Source organism: Asticcacaulis sp. EMRT-3, from assembly GCF_030027245.1.
GTDB lineage: Bacteria > Pseudomonadota > Alphaproteobacteria > Caulobacterales > Caulobacteraceae > Asticcacaulis.
Genome location: NZ_JASERT010000001.1, coordinates 1,739,549 through 1,754,999 on the forward strand (window position 1 = coordinate 1,739,549; position 15,451 = coordinate 1,754,999).

Consider the following 15,451-nt stretch of genomic DNA (forward strand, 5'->3'; position numbering starts at 1 on the left):
CCTGCCATGACCAGTTTTCACGCCCCACCTGATCCTTCCCGCCGCGCCGCGCTTGGCCTGATGGCCGGCGGCCTCGCGCTTGGCTCGCTGGCCGCCTGCAAGCCCAAGCCGCACAAACAGGTTGCCGTGGCTGAAAAGCCCGTGCCGCCGCTCAAGCGGGCGATCCAGCACTGGCCGACGCTCGACGCCCTGGGCGACCGGATGGTCAAGCTGCGCTTTACGCCCGGCGTCAGCCTGAGCGTGATGCACAAGGGCACCTTGCTCTATTCGCGCGGTTTCGGCGATTCCAACATGGCCGACAACAGGCCTGTAACGCCGCAGACCGGCTTTCGCATCGCCTCGGTGACCAAGCAGTTCACCGCCGCCGCCATTCTGGTGTTGCAGGAACAGGGCAAGCTGTCGGTGCATGATAAGCTGTCACGCTTCCTGCCCGATTTTCCGCAATCCGAGCGCGTCAATCTGGCCCAGATGATGAGCCATACCTCCGGCATGAATGATTATCTCAATCACCAGAGGCAGAGCGTTCTGGATGAGGCACAGCACCGCGATTACACATCGCCGGAACTGTTCTCGATCATCGCAGCGGTGCATCCGCCCTATTCGGCACCGCCGGGCACGCGCTGGCTCTATTCCAACTCGGCCTTCAGCCTGCTCGGCATCGCGGTCGAACGCGCGTCGGGCATGAACCTGGCCAAATTCTGCCAGACGCACCTGTTCGAACCCGCTGGCATGGCGCAGACCTCGATCGATGAATCGTGCACGGCCTTTACCGGCTGCACCGGCTACAGGCCCAATTTCCGCGCCCACACGGGCTTTGATACCATCCTGCCGATTTCGCCCACCTTCGGCGGCGGGGCAGGCGGCATCGCTTCGACCACCGAGGATCTGGCCCGCTGGCATTCGGCCCTGCTCGGTGGCAGGATCCTGAAGGCGGCCAGCCTGAACCAGATGATCACGCCGATGTTGCTCAACAGCGGCAAACCTGCCTGGGAAGTGGTCGGCCCTGAACGGCTCAATTACGGTTTCGGCCAGGGCATCGGCAAGCTCGATGGCCGCACCTTCATCGCCCACGGCGGGCGTCTGAACGGTTTCACCAGCCATTTGCGCAGTCTCGTTCACGAACAACTGACCGTGGCGGTTTTGTACAATTGTGATGGCACGGGCGTGCCCGGTTATACCAATGCCCAGCGCGCCCTGCGCATCGAGGCCATGCGGCTTGGTCTTGACAAGATCAGCAAGGCCTGATGCCACAGCCCGTTTCAGGCATATGGCTTCAGGCAATGGCCGCCGACGGCATGGCATAGGCTTCCACCGCCCTTTGCAGGGCGCGGAAAATATCGAGCCACGGCTCGCTGCGCGATGACAGGCGCGACAGGCGATCCAGATAAAGCCGGATCGGTTTGGCCGCCTCGTCCGTCTCGCGCGTTTCAACGTGCGGCAACAAATGCGCCCGCAACAGGCGAAAGGCGGCGTCACGGTCTTCGGGCTGGCGCGCCTCCATGACGCGGCGCATCAGAATGGACAGGGACGGCAGATCAATATCGGACGGGCGCATGGGAAACTCGCTTAACTGACAACAGGTGGCACTGAGAACAGATGGCGCGCAAATTAGCAGGCGCTCCATAAGAATGCCGCCACAGGTCTGACGGGATTTATCAGGAAGTCATAAGGACAAAGCGACCGGTCATTGATCTTTTCGTTCGTTTTCACCCTGATGTGCGCCCGGCGGCGGGCCGCGTCCGTAGTCGCCGCGCTCGTCATGGCCATCGCCTTGCAGGCCCTTCTGACTTTCCGGCTGGGCATAGCCTTCGCGTTCAGGGTGAGTGTCGTCGATCCCGATGTCTTGTGCGCCGGGCTGGCTACCGGCATGGCGGCGTATTCCGTCCTGCCGGTCACGATCATCATTGAAATGATGCGAAGGCGCGGGTGTGGCACCTTTTGGCTGGTCACGACGGGCGGGCTGGTCAGCGGGATCGGCCATGCCAAAGCCGCCGATACGGTTCGGGTCGTGGCTTTTGCCCGTCTGCTGCCCCGTCTGCTGTCTGGCCTGCTGTTTGGCCTGACCCGGCTGATGCGGCGCAGGCCGAGCGCCTTGCGCCGGACGGCCCTCTTGTCCGCTGTTTATCGCCCGGCCCTGCGGGGTGATGCTATCGACATGATGCACAGACGGTTTTGCGGCGGGTTTACGGGTTCGGGACATAAAACGCTCCTGCGGCTTTCATAAGCACACCCTATCCTGCCTGCCATAAACGCGGTGTATGAGTTGGGGCCTGTGTGACAAAGGCGAGGTAAGCGGCGCATGGCCAAGCCTATTGAAATCTTATGCCGCAGGATGGAGGCTGGGCCATCATCACAGCCATAAGGGAAACGCATCATGACACTGACTGTCCGACTGGAAGGCTTCGAGAATGGCGCCGCCATCCCGGCGCGTTTTGCCACCTGCACCGCCGATGGTGCGGGCGGGGTGAAACCCGGCGGCAATCTCAGCCCGGCCATCCAATGGGAGGGCGCGCCCTTCGATACCCAGTCCTTTGCTTTGATCGTGGTGGACCGCGATGTGCCCGCCGATTTCGGCCCGGCCAATAAGCCCGGTCAAACCATCGCCGCCGATGCGCCGCGCCAGAGCTTTTACCACTGGCTGGTCGTCGATATTCCGCCCGTCATCGCCCGCATCGAGCCCGGTGCCCCCGCCCCCGGCCAGGTGGGTCGCAACAGTTTCGGGGCGCGCGCTGCGGGCCATAACGGCTATGACGGCCCCTGCCCGCCCTTCAATGACGAGCGCCTGCACACCTATCGTTTCATGGTCTATGCGCTCAACGTCACCAGCCTCGATCTCGACGAAGGCTTTACGGGCGAAGAGGCTGAAAAGGCGCTGGCCGGTTATGTGCTGGCCGAGGGCGAGGCCACCGGTGTTTACACCACAAACCCTGAACGTGTCGGCTAAGGATCAGACGCCCAAAGGCCAGCCGTCATTTGTAGATGGCGGCCGGCTTTTGTTATATCTGAGACGATGCGGATCAGACCACTGCGCCGTGATGCAGCGATTTGGGGCGCGACCTGGAAGGCTTGTCGTACATATTGCCCGGCAGGGACGGATAGGCCTTCATGTCGCGCTTGACGGCGGCCATATCGTCGGCCAGTTGCTGCGCCTGAGCTTCATTGAGGCAGGCCCTGGCCTTCTTCCAGACCTCGCTCTCCTCTTCGGCGACGTGGTGGCTGACGGCGTGCTTGAATTCGCCGAAGGTTTCGATCCACGATTCATCGTGCATGTCCAGGCCGCTCAGGCGGGAAAGATAGTCGCGGATTTCCTGATGCTCGTCTTCGGCATGATCCATCTTTTCCGCAACGGGCGGGGCAGAGGACGCCTGTTCGATGGCTTTGTAAAAGGTGACTTCCTCGCTGTCGATGTGGAGCAGAAGTTCTTTGCGTATCCTGGCGAACAACTCGCGGCGGCGCTGCATGTCGCGGTCATCAAGAAGCTGCTGCATCAGGTCGGCGACGGCGCGGTGGTCTTTCTTGATATAGTCGTAAATGTCCATGAGAGGGCTCCTGTGGGAAAAGGCTGGTGCTGGGCGTTCGCGTGTGAATCCCCCCTCATGCAGCTCCGTTTTGCGGGAGGCGCGGCCCATCATGCCGCCTTGGCGAATAAGGATAAAAGCCTGTCCGGGCCTTGCCACATAAGGCTTTTATAAACCTCCCCCGTCCTGCCTTATCCCCGCTTTACGGACACAGCCGCACTTCGCCACATCATGCTTATGGCCTGTGGCCTATAATGCCGATAAGCGCCGCCTCAGGAGGGGCTATGCAGATGATGATCACAATTTTCAAAAGCTTTATCGATGGCCTCAAGGGCAAGCCCACCAGAAAGGCCTGCCTGCGTGCCGACAAGAAGATGCGCGACAATCTCGATGAAGGCCAGATCGATGAAATGGTCGATGAATCGTTTCCGGCCAGCGATCCGCCCGCCAGCTATTGAGATTTTTGCGATAAAAAAGCGTCCGCCACGCACGCCGCTCTTGCCATCCGTCGTAATTTTGCACATGCTCACAAATGGCTGGCGGCGCTGCTTCGCATGACCAGTCCGGGCAATGCCGCCCTCAGCCGAACCGGTTTGCGCCGGTGACGGGTGGGGCGGCTTTTTTATTTTGGGCAATGCTTGCGAAAGGCCGGAACGGAACGCTGAATGAACGTTCTTATCATCGACCCCGACGAGGCGCGCGCGGCGCATGTGGCCGACGGCATCCGCGCCGAATATGCCGCTCAGGACACTGTGATCCGTCAGGGCGCGCATTTCGAGCTGCGCATGTTGCGCGATTTCGACCCCGATATGGTGATCATCGCCTGCGAAAGCCCCGACCGCGACATGCTGGAAGCCTTGCAGGTGGCCAATGAGGCCGTGCCGCGCCCGGTCGTCATGTTCGTTGACCGCTCCGATGCCAATGCCACGGCCAGGGCACTGGAAGCGGGTGTCGCCGCCTATATTGTCGATGGCTATAACCCCAACCGCATCGCTTCGATCCTGACGGTGGCGGCGCATCGTTTCAGCCTGACGCAAAACCTGCGCAAGGATCTCGACAAGGCGCGCGCCGATCTGGCGGCGCGCAAGGTCATCGACCGCGCCAAGGGCATACTGATGGCTTCGCGGGGTTTAAGCGAAGACGACGCCTACAAATTGCTGCGCAAGCACGCTATGGATACCGGTCGTCCCTTGCAGGCCGTGGCCGCCGACATCCTGGCCGTCAGCGACCTTCTGAAGCCGGGAAGCGCCTCATGAAACTGACCCTCGCCTATAATCCGCTCAATGACGCCGCCCTGATCCTGATCGCCGAGGCGCTCGGCTTCTATGACAGCGAAGGGCTGGACGTTACCCTGTCGCGTGAGGCCAACTGGTCGAATATCCGCGACAAGCTGGCCTATGGTCTGATCGACGCCGCCCATATTCTGGCCCCCATGCCGTTTGCCGCCGCCCTGGGGCAAGGGCCTTCGATGGGACGGATCATCGCGCCGATGGCGCTGGGGGCCAATGGCAATTCGGTGCTGGTGTCGTCTGAGCTGAAGCAGCGGCTCGAACAGGAGGGCGCGGTGCCGAAAACCCTGCTGGGCAGTGCCCGCCTGCTGGCGCGCGAGGTCGAACGCAGGCGCTATGCCGGGGCGGGACGGTTGGTGTTCGCCGTTCCCTTCACCTTTTCGCCGCACCATTTCATGCTGCGCCACTGGGTTGCGGCGGCGGGCCTCGATCCCGAACGGCAGATTCAATGGGTGGTGGCACCGCCCTCGCGTATGGCCGATATGGTCAAGGACGGTGTGATCGACGGCTTCTGCTCCGGCGCGCCGTGGCCGCAGACCGCGCAACGAAACGGACAGGGCGAAATCCTTTTCTCCGATCCCGATTTCTGGACGCTGAAACCGGAAAAAATCCTGGGGGTGCGCGCCGACTGGGCCGACAGCCACCCCGAAGCCACGATCGCCCTGACGCGCGCCCTGCTGCGCGCCGGATTATGGGCCAGTGACGCCGGACACCATGATGATCTCGTCCGCATTCTGGCGCGCAAAACCTATGTCGGGGCCACCGCCGAAGCCATAGAACTGGCGCTGCTCCCGCAGGAAACGCCGGGCGGCACGGGCCTGTGTCTCGATCCGCGCATCGCCACCTTCCCGTGGATCAGCCACGCCAAATGGTTTCTGGGCCAGATGGTGCGCTGGGGCTGGCTGTCGCCCGACCACGATTTCGACCAGTTGGCCCGGCGTGTGTACCGGCCCGACCTGTGGCGTCAGGCGGCGGGCGGGCTGGGCCTCAACCTGCCGCTTTTCGATGAAAAGGACGAAGGCGGCCACCCGCACGACTGGCTGTTACCGGCCAGCCCCGCCGACATCGCCATGCCGCCCGATCAGATGTTCGACGGCGGTATCTTCCGCTGCGCGGCGTCCTCGAAGATATAGATGTCGAGCAGGCCGTGATCGCCGCCCGCGACGAAAGGCTGTCGGATATTTAAGTGCGGTTGCCACCACAGGGTTGACGCGGCTTGGCGATGTTCGGCATAGACGGGTTACAGACAATCCAGCCGCGAAAGAAACGCCACTATGAAAATCACCATTTCGGGCCTCGGTTATGTCGGGCTGTCCAATGCTGTTTTGCTGGCCCAGCATCATGAGGTGGTGGCGCTCGATGTGGTGGCCAGCAAGGTCGAGATGCTCAATGCGCGGCAATCGCCGATCGTCGATGCCGAGATCGAGGACTATCTTAAAAACCGCCCGCTCAATCTGCGCGCCACCCTCGACAAGGCCGACGCCTATGCCGGTGCCGATTTCGTCATTATCGCCACCCCGACCAATTACGACCCCGACAGCAATTATTTCGACACCCGTTCGGTGCAGGCCGTCATCCGCGATGTGCTGGCCTATGTACCCTCGGCTACCATCATCATCAAATCGACCATCCCTGTCGGCTTCACCGAAGAGATGCGCGCCCAGTTCGGCTGCGACAATCTGATCTTTTCGCCCGAATTCCTGCGCGAAGGCCGCGCGCTTTATGACAATCTGCACCCGTCGCGCATCGTGGTGGGCGAACGCTCGAAACGTGCCGAAACCTTTGCCGGCCTGTTGCAGCAAGGCGCCATCAAGACCGATATTCCCGTCCTGTTTACCGGTTCGAGCGAGGCCGAGGCGATCAAGCTGTTCGCCAATACCTATCTGGCCATGCGCGTCGCCTATTTTAACGAGCTTGACACCTATGCCTCGCTGGCGGGCTTAAACACGCGCGAAATCATCGACGGAGTCGGCCTCGATCCGCGCATCGGCACTCAGTACAACAACCCGTCCTTCGGTTACGGCGGCTACTGCCTGCCCAAGGACACCAAGCAATTGCTGGCCAATTATAACGAGGTGCCGCAAAACCTGATCCGCGCCATCGTTGACGCCAATACCACGCGCAAGGATTTCATCGCGCGCGAGGTCGTGCAGCGCAATCCGAAGATTGTCGGTGTGTATCGCCTGACCATGAAGGCCAATTCCGACAATTTCCGCGATTCCTCGATCCAGGGCGTGATGAAGCGCATCAAGGCCAAGGGGATCGAGGTGGTGATCTATGAACCCGCCCTGCATGAAGAACAATTCTTCCGTTCGCGCGTCGTGCGCGACTTAAGCGAGTTCAAAGCGATGTGCGATGTCATCCTGTCGAACCGCCTGTCGCCCGAACTGGCCGACGTGTCCGACAAGGTCTATACGCGCGACCTGTTCGGCAGCGACTGACAAAAAGACACGAAGCAAGGCCCGCTCCGCCCCACTGTGGAGAGCGGAGCGGGCCTTGCGTCATATCACGGCAGCTTATCAAACTTCGCCAGTACGATGTCATTGGCGCGCATCGCCACGGTGTAATGCGCCGTGCCGTCTGGGCCAACCACAATGGTCTTGGTGCTTTCGGGCTTGTCGGTCGTTTTCGCCTGAAGATCGGCAATCTGCTGCGCGCTCAGATCCTTGGGTGAGCCCATATCGATATAGGCGCTGTCGGCGTCATTGGCACGGTAACCGGTGCGGAAGACGGTGACGATATAGCGTCCCGGCGTCAGGCCCTTCAGGTCAAACTGGGCGGGCGCGGCGTCGTGGGTCGGCAACAGATGGGTATAGGTCGGGCGGTTGCTTTTCGCCTGCACCGGCTGCTCGAAATCCCAGACCAGGGCGGTGACGTCATTCCCTTTGTGCGTCACATAGGCGGACGCATCATTGGTTTTCAGCTCATCCGGCCCCAGTTCGGCCAGATATTTATAGGCAAACCAGGCGGGCTTTCGGATGCCATCGCGGTTCATCAGGCCAAAACCGCCCTGAAAAGCGGCGGTCGGCGGGCCGGGTTCCTCAAACAGATCGGAATAGGTCCAGTAGCTCATGCCCTGCACCAGTCCCTCGGATTTTTTCAGCTTGCTGAGGATATAGGGGGCCGAAATATAGGAATCGTGTACCGGATCGCGCGGCGTATAGCTGGTGGACCATTCGGTGAAATAGAGCGGCAGGCCCGGATAGGCCGAGGCCTGAATTTCATTACGCACCTTGCGCACATCGCCGACAATCGCATCGGGCGACGGCGACAGCTTGGTATCGGACTGGCCGTTTTCATCGAGGAAGCCGCCATCGACGCCATAGGTATGGGTGGTGACGAAATCGACCGCCGCGCCCGACGCCTTGACGTGAGCGAGGAATTCCGGCACCCAGGCCGCGCCCGCCGTTGATGGGCCGCCGACGCGCAAATCGGGATCAACCGCCTTCAGGGTGCGCGAGGTCAGGTCGAAAAGCTTGAAATAGGCGTCCTGATCGGCGCCTTCCCAGAAACCGCTAAGATTCGGCTCGTTCCACACCTCGAAATACCAGCTTCGCACCTCATCCTTGCCGTAGCGCGCCTCGATATGGCGCGCAAAGGCATCGACCAGTCCGGCCCACAGCTTCGGATCGGGATGCGAGGTATTGCCCTTCCAGTAGAAGATGGTCTGATCCGAGGTCTTCATCGCTTCGGGCGTGAAACCCAGTTCGACAAACGGCTTGATGCCGATCTTCAGCAGGTGATCATAGAGATAGTCGATCTTCGTCCAGTCATAGACCGGCTGGCCATTGACGATCTTATAGGTGCCCAGCACATCATGAAAGATGGCGTGGAAGCGGATATAGCGGAAATGCAGCTCATCCTCGGCGGTCTGGAGCTGGGCCAGACTGTCATCGCGGATCAGGGTGCCCGGATAGTCGGAACCGACCGACAGATCAAAGAAATGATCGAGCGGCCCTTTTTCCACGTGCATATCGGCGGTGATATGGCGCACCGGCGTTTCGGCACGGGCGCTCAGCGGCAGGATCAGGGCCGCGCTGGCCAGCAGGGTGATGAGATGTGACTTCAACATGACTTTCCTCTTTTGTCCGACCATAGCCAAACAGAGCCGTCATGCAAGCCCTGCCAGCGCGCTTTCCTGTTATCGCTATCAAAAAACCCGGCCCAGCAGCCGCTTATCTGCGGCCTCCATTTTGCCCCTTGCATCGCGGCCATTAAGGATCATGGGCCGCGCCACCTCCCCCGCTGCGCAGGGGAGGATCATCCCTTCTCATCCTCCCTTGTAGCGCAGCGTACGGGGGAGGTGGCGAGCAAGCGCAGCGCGTCGAGCCGGAGGGGGCGGTTTCACCTCGCCGTCAACCTTCAGCCGGGCCGTACATGGCTAGCCCCTATTTCACCGGACAGGTAGCGGCGTCGCCCTCATCCGAGGCCAGCTTGATACTGGAATAGCTGATCGACAGGGCCTTACCGGAGCTGAGCGCGAACGGTACGCCCACCTTGTTCATGTCGGTGCCGGCAGCGTGCATACAGTCGAGCGTCATTTTGAGCGTGGCCCATTGCCCGACCGGTGCGGTCAGCAGCGACGAGACATCGATACCGTGAATGTGCTGCGCGTCTTCGCCCATCGCCAGCATGACCGGCCCGGCCACCGGCGCATCAAGCCGATAGGTCATGGCGAGCGTCATCTTGCCGCCCATCTGACGACTGAGATCGACCGGCTTGCCGCTGATCATCGCTTCGCCTTCGCCTGCGCCCGAAAACACCAGCGAACGACCCGCCTCCTGCTTACCGGCATCAACCGCCGACTGCTTGACGAAACCATCCGGGCTGGCAAAGGCGTCGCGGTCGCCCTTCGTCGCGCCCTTGTCGTCGCTCAGGTTCAGCGTCCACGGCGCTTTCACGCGACCGGCGTCGAAATAGTCATCGACATTGACGACATCGGCATCGCTGACGCCGGAATCTTCCGAAAGCTGCGGCACATCGCCAATATCTTCGTAGGTCAGGCCATAACCATAGGCGAACAGAGGATCATAGCCGGGCGTGCCGACATTGAGCGGGCCCTGATTGCCCTTTTTGGGCCAGGAGAAGGTCAGCTTGCCTTTGAAATCATAGCGCGGCTTGCCATTCTGGTCGCCGATCAGCACATCGGCGACGCCGCCGCCTTCCGAACCGGGCAGCCAGGCTTCGACAAAGGCGTCAGAAGCGTTGATATAGGGGTTGGTCCACAAGGGGCGGCCCGACAGAAAGACCGTCACCACCGGAATACCGGCCGATTTCAGCTTCTGGATCAGTTCGAGATCGGAGGTGTCGCCCTGCTTATAGATCAGGTTCGGACGATCACCCTGGAATTCGGCATAGGGGTCCTCGCCAATAACCACAATGGCTACGTCCGGCTTGGTGGTGTAGCTGCCATCAACGCTGAGATCGGCGCTGCCGCCCGCCTTTTCGACCGCTTCCTTGATGCCGCCATAGATGGACTGGCCATTGGGGAAGTCGGCATTGGTATTGCCTGTGCCCTGCCAGGTGATCGTCCAGCCACCGCACTGCTTGCCAATATTGTCGGCGCCGTCGCCCGCCACGAGGATATGCTGGGTGGGGTTGAGCGGCAGGGTGTGGTTTTCATTCTTGATCAGCACCAGCGATTCGCGCACCGCCTGCCGCGCCACGGCGCGATGGGCGGGGGAGCCTAAATCTTCCCAATGCCCCGCCAGAGGCCGGGTTTTCGGCGCGCCCTCATCGAACAGACCGCCCTTGATCTTGGCGCGTAAGATTCGGCGGACGGCGTCATCGAGACGGCTCATCGGGATGATGCCCGATTTCACCTCGGCCAGTTCGTGGTTATACATGCCCTTCCAGCCATCGGGGGCCATGAACATGTCGATCCCGGCATTCATGGCGGCGGGGCAGTCATCATTGCTGCATCCGGGCACCTGGCCCTGCGCATTCCAGTCGGTAATGGCGAAGCCGTCAAAATGCATACGCTGCTTGAGCGCGCCGGTGATCAGTTCCTTGTTGGCGGTCATCTTCTGGTTATTCCACGACGAGAAGGACACCATGACCGACAAAACACCCGCCTTGATGGCCGGCGGGTAACCCGCGCCATGAATGCGGGCCAGATCGGCTTCCGACATCTCGGCGTCGCCCTGATCCTTGCCGCCTTCCGTGCCGCCATCGCCTAAGAAATGCTTGGCCGACGAGATGATATGGCCGGGTTTGATACCGTCCATGCCGCCATTCACGCCTTGCAGGCCTTCCACCATGCGGCCCGCATAGGCGGCGACATCGGCGGGATTTTCCGAATAGCTTTCATAGGAGCGGCCCCAGCGCTTGTCGCGCACCACGGCCACGGTCGGGGCAAAGGTCCAGTCCACGCCCGCCAGCGACATTTCATCGGCGGTGACTTCACCGATCTTCTGCACCAGATCGGGATCGTGGGCCGCGCCCAGACCGACATTGTGCGGGAAGATGACCGCACCGACCAGATTGGAATGGCCATGCACGGCGTCGATGCCGAACATCAGCGGTATATGCACCTTGGTGGGACGTGCCGCCGCGCCGCGCCAGTAATCGTCGGCCAGTTGCAGCCATTGGTCGGGCGTGGCGCGCTCATTGCCGCCGGGCGAGGAATTGCCACCGGCCAGAATCGAGCCAATCGGATATTCGCTGAGGTCTTTCGGCGTGATGAAATTGATGTCGGCCTGAATCGTCTGGCCAACCTTTTCCTCAAGCGTCATCTGCGCCATGATCTTGGTGATGCGCGCCTCGGTGACCGGATCGACGATGCCGACTGGGGCCAGTTTCGGCCAGGCGGGATCGACCGGAATCACGGTGGATTTGGCGGCCGGTTTTTTGCCTGTCTTCTCGATCGTCTTGTGCGCGACCTGGTGCGGTTTCGGATGAACCCTGGCGTCGGCCTGCGGCGCGATCAGCCCCAGGCCCAGCAAAACGCCCAGCGCGGCCCCGGCCTTGAGAGCGGACTTCAGACAAGGGAGCGTATAACGGCGCGCGCCGCGATCGGTTTTGGACATGGGGTTTCCTTGCGTTCTTCCACAACATTGTTTTTTCACATCTGTAGCACGCAGAGTTCCGATTGGACAGCCGCATATCCCCAGACTTCTCCCGCCTGTGCGACGGGATGACGTGTCATTTATTGACAGCGCTATCAGCCAGCGTCAAGCCACACAAAGATATGGAAGCGCTGTCAGACAGGCTTTTTGCCATTCGCTTCCTATTTGCATTATTATTTATTTGACAGCGTTGTCAGATAGCGCTAAATCACAATCACCCTGTTTCCTGTTGCGGTTCGCCGTGGCGGGATTGTGTTTAGAACCACATCACAGGGGCCTGGGTTTCTTTCCCTTTTTCATAACCCTGGCCTTTGGTGGTTTTAAAGCGCCTTCTTAAATGTGGCATTATTTGGAAGGCACTGGCCTTTATACCCGATGAACCGGTTTCCGGTTTGTCGGGTTTTTTTTGCGCGTATTTAGATCTTGCGGTCGGAATCGCGGCGTTGCAGCTCGAACGGCAGAAGTCGGCTGCGCGTATGCAGACGCGCGCCCTCGCCGTTTTCGGCACGCGACAGCAAAAGATCAGCGGCGGCATGGGCCAGATCGGTCACCGGCTGGCGGATGGTGGTCAGGTGTGGCCAGATGATCAGCGAGCCGGGCGTATCGTCAAAACCGACCACCGACACCTGATCGGGCACACGAATGCCGGTCTGCTGGGCATAGGCCATGACGCCGAACGCCATTTCGTCATTGCTGGCGAAAACGGCGGTGGGCAGGTCACCGGCATCGCTGAACAGGCTGCGCGCCGCCGCCTGACCTGAGGCGAAGCTGTTATAGCCCTGCGCCATATGGTTGAGGCGCGGCTTCAGGCTGGCCTCGTTCATGGCGCGGATATAGCCTTCATAGCGGCGGTGCGATGAACCGTGTTCGGGATGGCCGCGCACAAAGCCGATGTCAGTGTGGCCGCGATCGAGCAGATAGCGCGTCATATCATAGGCGGCCTGCACATCGTCCATTTCGACATAGGCCGAGCGGCCCGGAAAGGTCGAGGGCGACACGCGCACATAGGGCACACCGGCAGCCTCGACCGCATCGAGTACCTGCCCCATATCGCACAGGGGCGGAGTCAGGATCACGCCGTCGAGGCGGATGGTGGCCAGAAGGCTGGAAATCGCCCGGCCCAGATCGGGGGCCAGACTGTCCTGCGGCTCAGACAGGACGTGATAACCGCTGTCGCGGCAGCGGCTGATCACGCCTTCCTGCATGTCGATGACATAGCTCGACGACGGATTATCGTAGAGAAGCCCGATCAGAAACGAGCGCGAACCGGCCAGCGAACGCGCCAGCAGATTGGGCCGGTAATGCAAAAGAGCGGCGGCTTCCTTGACCTTAGTGCGCGTTTCCTCACGCACATTGGGTTCATTATTCATGACCCGCGACACGGTCTTGATCGACACGCCCGCCAGACGCGCCACATCATTGATGGTGGACACCGCATTGGCGGACGTGGATGCCGGGGCGCGGAAACCCGCCTCGCCCGTGCGCTGGCCCAAACCCTTGTTCTGCGTCAAGCGCGCCGTCCCTGAAATAGGCGCGCAGCTTATCGCCGGGCGCGAAAATTGGTCTGCTAAACTGCGCTGCGGATGACAGCTTTGTCAACTGTCATCCGCCCTGTCTTTTCAGAGGTTTAAAACCGGCCCCTGTCCGGTCTTGTCCTGCAAACCATTCCGCTGCGGCTGATCAGACCTTTTTGCCAAAGGCCGCCACGGCTTCGGCCGACAGGCGGGTAATCTCGGCCCAGTTGCCCTCGGCCATCGCCCTGGACGGCGCCACCCACGAACCACCGACGCACAGGACATTATCGAGCGCCAGGAAGTCGGCGGCGTTTTTCACGTCGATGCCGCCGGTCGGGCAGAATTTCGCCTGCGGCAGGGGGCCACCAATGCCTTTGAGGTACGGAATACCGCCCGCCGGCACCGCCGGGAAGAATTTCAGATGGGTAAAGCCCCATTCCAGCGCCTTCATCACTTCTGACGACGTGGCCACACCGGGCAGCAAAGGCAGGGCGTCCTGCTGCGCCAAAGACTTGGTCAGGCCCGGAGAGACAAGAAATTTCGCACCGGCTTTGGCGGCCTTTTCGGCGTCCTTCGGCGTCAGAACCGTGCCCGCGCCAACCACGGCGTCGGGGCGTTCCTTGGCGATCAGCTTGATGGCGTCAAGGGCGCAATCGGTGCGCAGGGTGATTTCCAGCACCTTGATGCCGCCCGCCATCAAGGCGTCGGCCAGAGGCAGGGCCTGATCGAGCGACGGGATGACCATGACCGGCAGAACGGGGCCCATAGTCATGAATTTCGGGATGTCGGGATGGGTGCTCATGGGCGTTATCCTTGAAGTGAAAATCTCATATTTCCAAATCTCAATGCTCTTCGCATTGGGATTTGGCAAGGGCGACCGCCCGCCGCGCATATTTGCGCGTGAGCCTGCGCGGCGACTGAGCGCACAGGCAAAAAATGCAGATACTGGCGGTTACGCCAGTATCTGCTGATCGGTCAGGGCGTTGGCCGAACCCAGCAGGGCGGCGTAAGGGTGGATGATGATGCTCGACGGAATGGCCGCCACCATGCCCGCCATCGGGGCCTTGGCCTCCATGCGGGCGCGGAAACGCCGTTCGTCGATATGTTTGATCAGGCGCGGCGCGATGCCGCCCGCCATGAACATGCCCGACACCGCGCCGTGCGCCAGAGCCAGATCGCCGCACACACTGGCCATGATGTCGAGGAAGGCTTCCACCGTATAACGGCAGCCCTGCGCATCATTGCCTTCGAGATGGGTAATCTGGGCAGGGGTCAGATCCTGCGCCACCTCGCCACGTATCGAGGCGATGGCCTGATAGAGATTGACAAGACCGGGGCCCGACAGCACCATTTCGACCGTGACGCGGCCATGCTTCTTGCGCAGGAAGCGCAGGATTTCGCTCTCATAATCATTGACGGGGGCGAACGAGATGTGGCCCGATTCCGTTGACAGGCAATAGGGGCCAAACGGCCCGCCCACCAGCACCGAAGCGCCGAAACCGGTGCCTGCGCCCATGACGGCATGAACATCGCCGAAGCCTTTTTTCACCGGGCCGATGATCTTGGTGTCTTCGTCGGCCAGATGCGGCAGGCAATAGGCCAGCGCCGCATAATCATTGATCAGCCTGGCCTTTTTAGCACCCGCCGTTTCGGCCAGCTTGTCTTCGCGCACTTCCCAGTCAAGATTGGTGAACTTGATCGCCCCGTCCTTGACCGGCCCGGCCACCGCCACGCAGGCATAGTCAAAGTCCGGCTTTTCGCCGATCTCTTCGAAATAGGCTGTGAGGGCGTCGTAGAAATCCTTGTGATCCGAGGTTTCCAGCGACTTGAAATGGGTCAGGCGCGTCTTGCCCGCTCCTTCATGGGCCCCGCCTTCATGGCCGCCAGATTCATGGCCGCCCCCCGCCCTGAGGCTGGGGCGTTCAGCCACGGCAAAGCGGGCATTGGTGCCGCCAATATCGCCGACCAGACCACGGATGATGCCATCGGAAGAAAGTTCGCCTGTTGTGATTTTACCCGGCGGTGTTTTCACCGACGTGGTTTCGAAATGCGCTGTCATATAT

General features: G+C 61.0%; 14 protein-coding genes. 6 read left to right on the plus strand and 8 right to left on the minus strand.

Annotation, left to right across the window (positions count from 1 at the left end; translation table 11 throughout):
• Positions 1 to 6 precede the first annotated feature (6 nt).
• Positions 7 to 1,245: a serine hydrolase domain-containing protein gene (locus QB905_RS08360; protein WP_282974330.1), complete on the plus strand. Its 1,239-nt coding sequence runs from the start codon at positions 7 to 9 to the stop codon at positions 1,243 to 1,245.
• Positions 1,246 to 1,273: 28 nt separating this feature from the next.
• Here the strand turns inward: QB905_RS08360 and QB905_RS08365 are convergent, their stop codons facing one another.
• Positions 1,274 to 1,555, minus strand: a complete 282-nt coding sequence (locus tag QB905_RS08365) for a hypothetical protein (protein ID WP_282974331.1) — start codon at positions 1,553 to 1,555, stop codon at positions 1,274 to 1,276.
• Between the two features lie 129 nt (positions 1,556 to 1,684).
• Entirely contained in the window at positions 1,685 to 2,200 is a 516-nt protein-coding gene (locus QB905_RS08370; RefSeq protein WP_282974333.1) for a hypothetical protein, read from the minus strand.
• Positions 2,201 to 2,374: 174 nt separating this feature from the next.
• On the opposite strand from QB905_RS08370, the gene QB905_RS08375 reads away from it, so the two are divergent.
• Positions 2,375 to 2,944, plus strand: coding sequence for a YbhB/YbcL family Raf kinase inhibitor-like protein (locus tag QB905_RS08375; RefSeq protein WP_282974335.1), 570 nt, complete (start codon positions 2,375 to 2,377; stop codon positions 2,942 to 2,944).
• Positions 2,945 to 3,017: 73 nt separating this feature from the next.
• Here the strand turns inward: QB905_RS08375 and QB905_RS08380 are convergent, their stop codons facing one another.
• The gene (locus tag QB905_RS08380; protein ID WP_282974337.1) at positions 3,018 to 3,539 is read right to left on the minus strand and encodes a hemerythrin domain-containing protein; all 522 of its coding nucleotides are present in this window, start codon (positions 3,537 to 3,539) and stop codon (positions 3,018 to 3,020) included.
• Between the two features lie 269 nt (positions 3,540 to 3,808).
• Between QB905_RS08380 and QB905_RS08385 the strand changes: the two genes are divergently transcribed.
• The 4 genes from QB905_RS08385 (at position 3,809) to QB905_RS08400 (ending at position 7,248) form a co-directional block, all read left to right on the plus strand.
• Positions 3,809 to 3,976, plus strand: coding sequence for a hypothetical protein (locus tag QB905_RS08385; protein ID WP_282974338.1), 168 nt, complete (start codon positions 3,809 to 3,811; stop codon positions 3,974 to 3,976).
• A gap of 207 nt (positions 3,977 to 4,183) precedes the next feature.
• Positions 4,184 to 4,774 (plus strand): ANTAR domain-containing response regulator, encoded by a 591-nt coding sequence (locus tag QB905_RS08390; protein ID WP_282974339.1) that lies wholly within the window; start codon positions 4,184 to 4,186, stop codon positions 4,772 to 4,774.
• A complete protein-coding gene (locus QB905_RS08395) occupies positions 4,771 to 5,940 on the plus strand; it encodes an ABC transporter substrate-binding protein (RefSeq protein ID WP_282974340.1) in 1,170 nt (389 codons plus the stop codon). The genes QB905_RS08390 and QB905_RS08395 overlap by 4 nt, the downstream gene beginning before the upstream one ends.
• A 141-nt stretch (positions 5,941 to 6,081) precedes the next feature.
• The gene (locus QB905_RS08400; protein ID WP_282974342.1) at positions 6,082 to 7,248 is read left to right on the plus strand and encodes a nucleotide sugar dehydrogenase; all 1,167 of its coding nucleotides are present in this window, start codon (positions 6,082 to 6,084) and stop codon (positions 7,246 to 7,248) included.
• A gap of 65 nt (positions 7,249 to 7,313) precedes the next feature.
• On the opposite strand, the gene QB905_RS08405 is transcribed toward QB905_RS08400, so the two are convergent.
• The 5 genes from QB905_RS08405 to QB905_RS08425 all read right to left on the minus strand — a co-directional run bounded on the left by QB905_RS08405 (position 7,314) and on the right by QB905_RS08425 (position 15,447).
• On the minus strand, positions 7,314 to 8,879 hold the full coding sequence (locus QB905_RS08405; protein ID WP_461781776.1) for a GH39 family glycosyl hydrolase: 1,566 nt from the start codon (positions 8,877 to 8,879) through the stop codon (positions 7,314 to 7,316).
• A 316-nt stretch (positions 8,880 to 9,195) separates the two neighbouring features.
• A complete protein-coding gene (locus tag QB905_RS08410) occupies positions 9,196 to 11,835 on the minus strand; it encodes a glycoside hydrolase family 3 protein (protein WP_282974343.1) in 2,640 nt (879 codons plus the stop codon).
• A 455-nt stretch (positions 11,836 to 12,290) separates the two neighbouring features.
• Complete coding sequence (locus QB905_RS08415; RefSeq protein ID WP_461781777.1) at positions 12,291 to 13,385, minus strand: LacI family DNA-binding transcriptional regulator; 1,095 nt, start codon at positions 13,383 to 13,385, stop codon at positions 12,291 to 12,293.
• 169 nt (positions 13,386 to 13,554) lie between these two features.
• Positions 13,555 to 14,190 carry a bifunctional 4-hydroxy-2-oxoglutarate aldolase/2-dehydro-3-deoxy-phosphogluconate aldolase gene (gene eda, locus QB905_RS08420; protein ID WP_282974345.1) on the minus strand — a complete coding sequence of 212 codons (636 nt, stop codon included), beginning with the start codon at positions 14,188 to 14,190 and terminating at the stop codon, positions 13,555 to 13,557.
• Positions 14,191 to 14,340: 150 nt separating this feature from the next.
• The gene (locus QB905_RS08425; RefSeq protein ID WP_282974346.1) at positions 14,341 to 15,447 is read right to left on the minus strand and encodes a glucokinase; all 1,107 of its coding nucleotides are present in this window, start codon (positions 15,445 to 15,447) and stop codon (positions 14,341 to 14,343) included.
• Between the last annotated feature and the right edge of the window lie 4 nt (positions 15,448 to 15,451).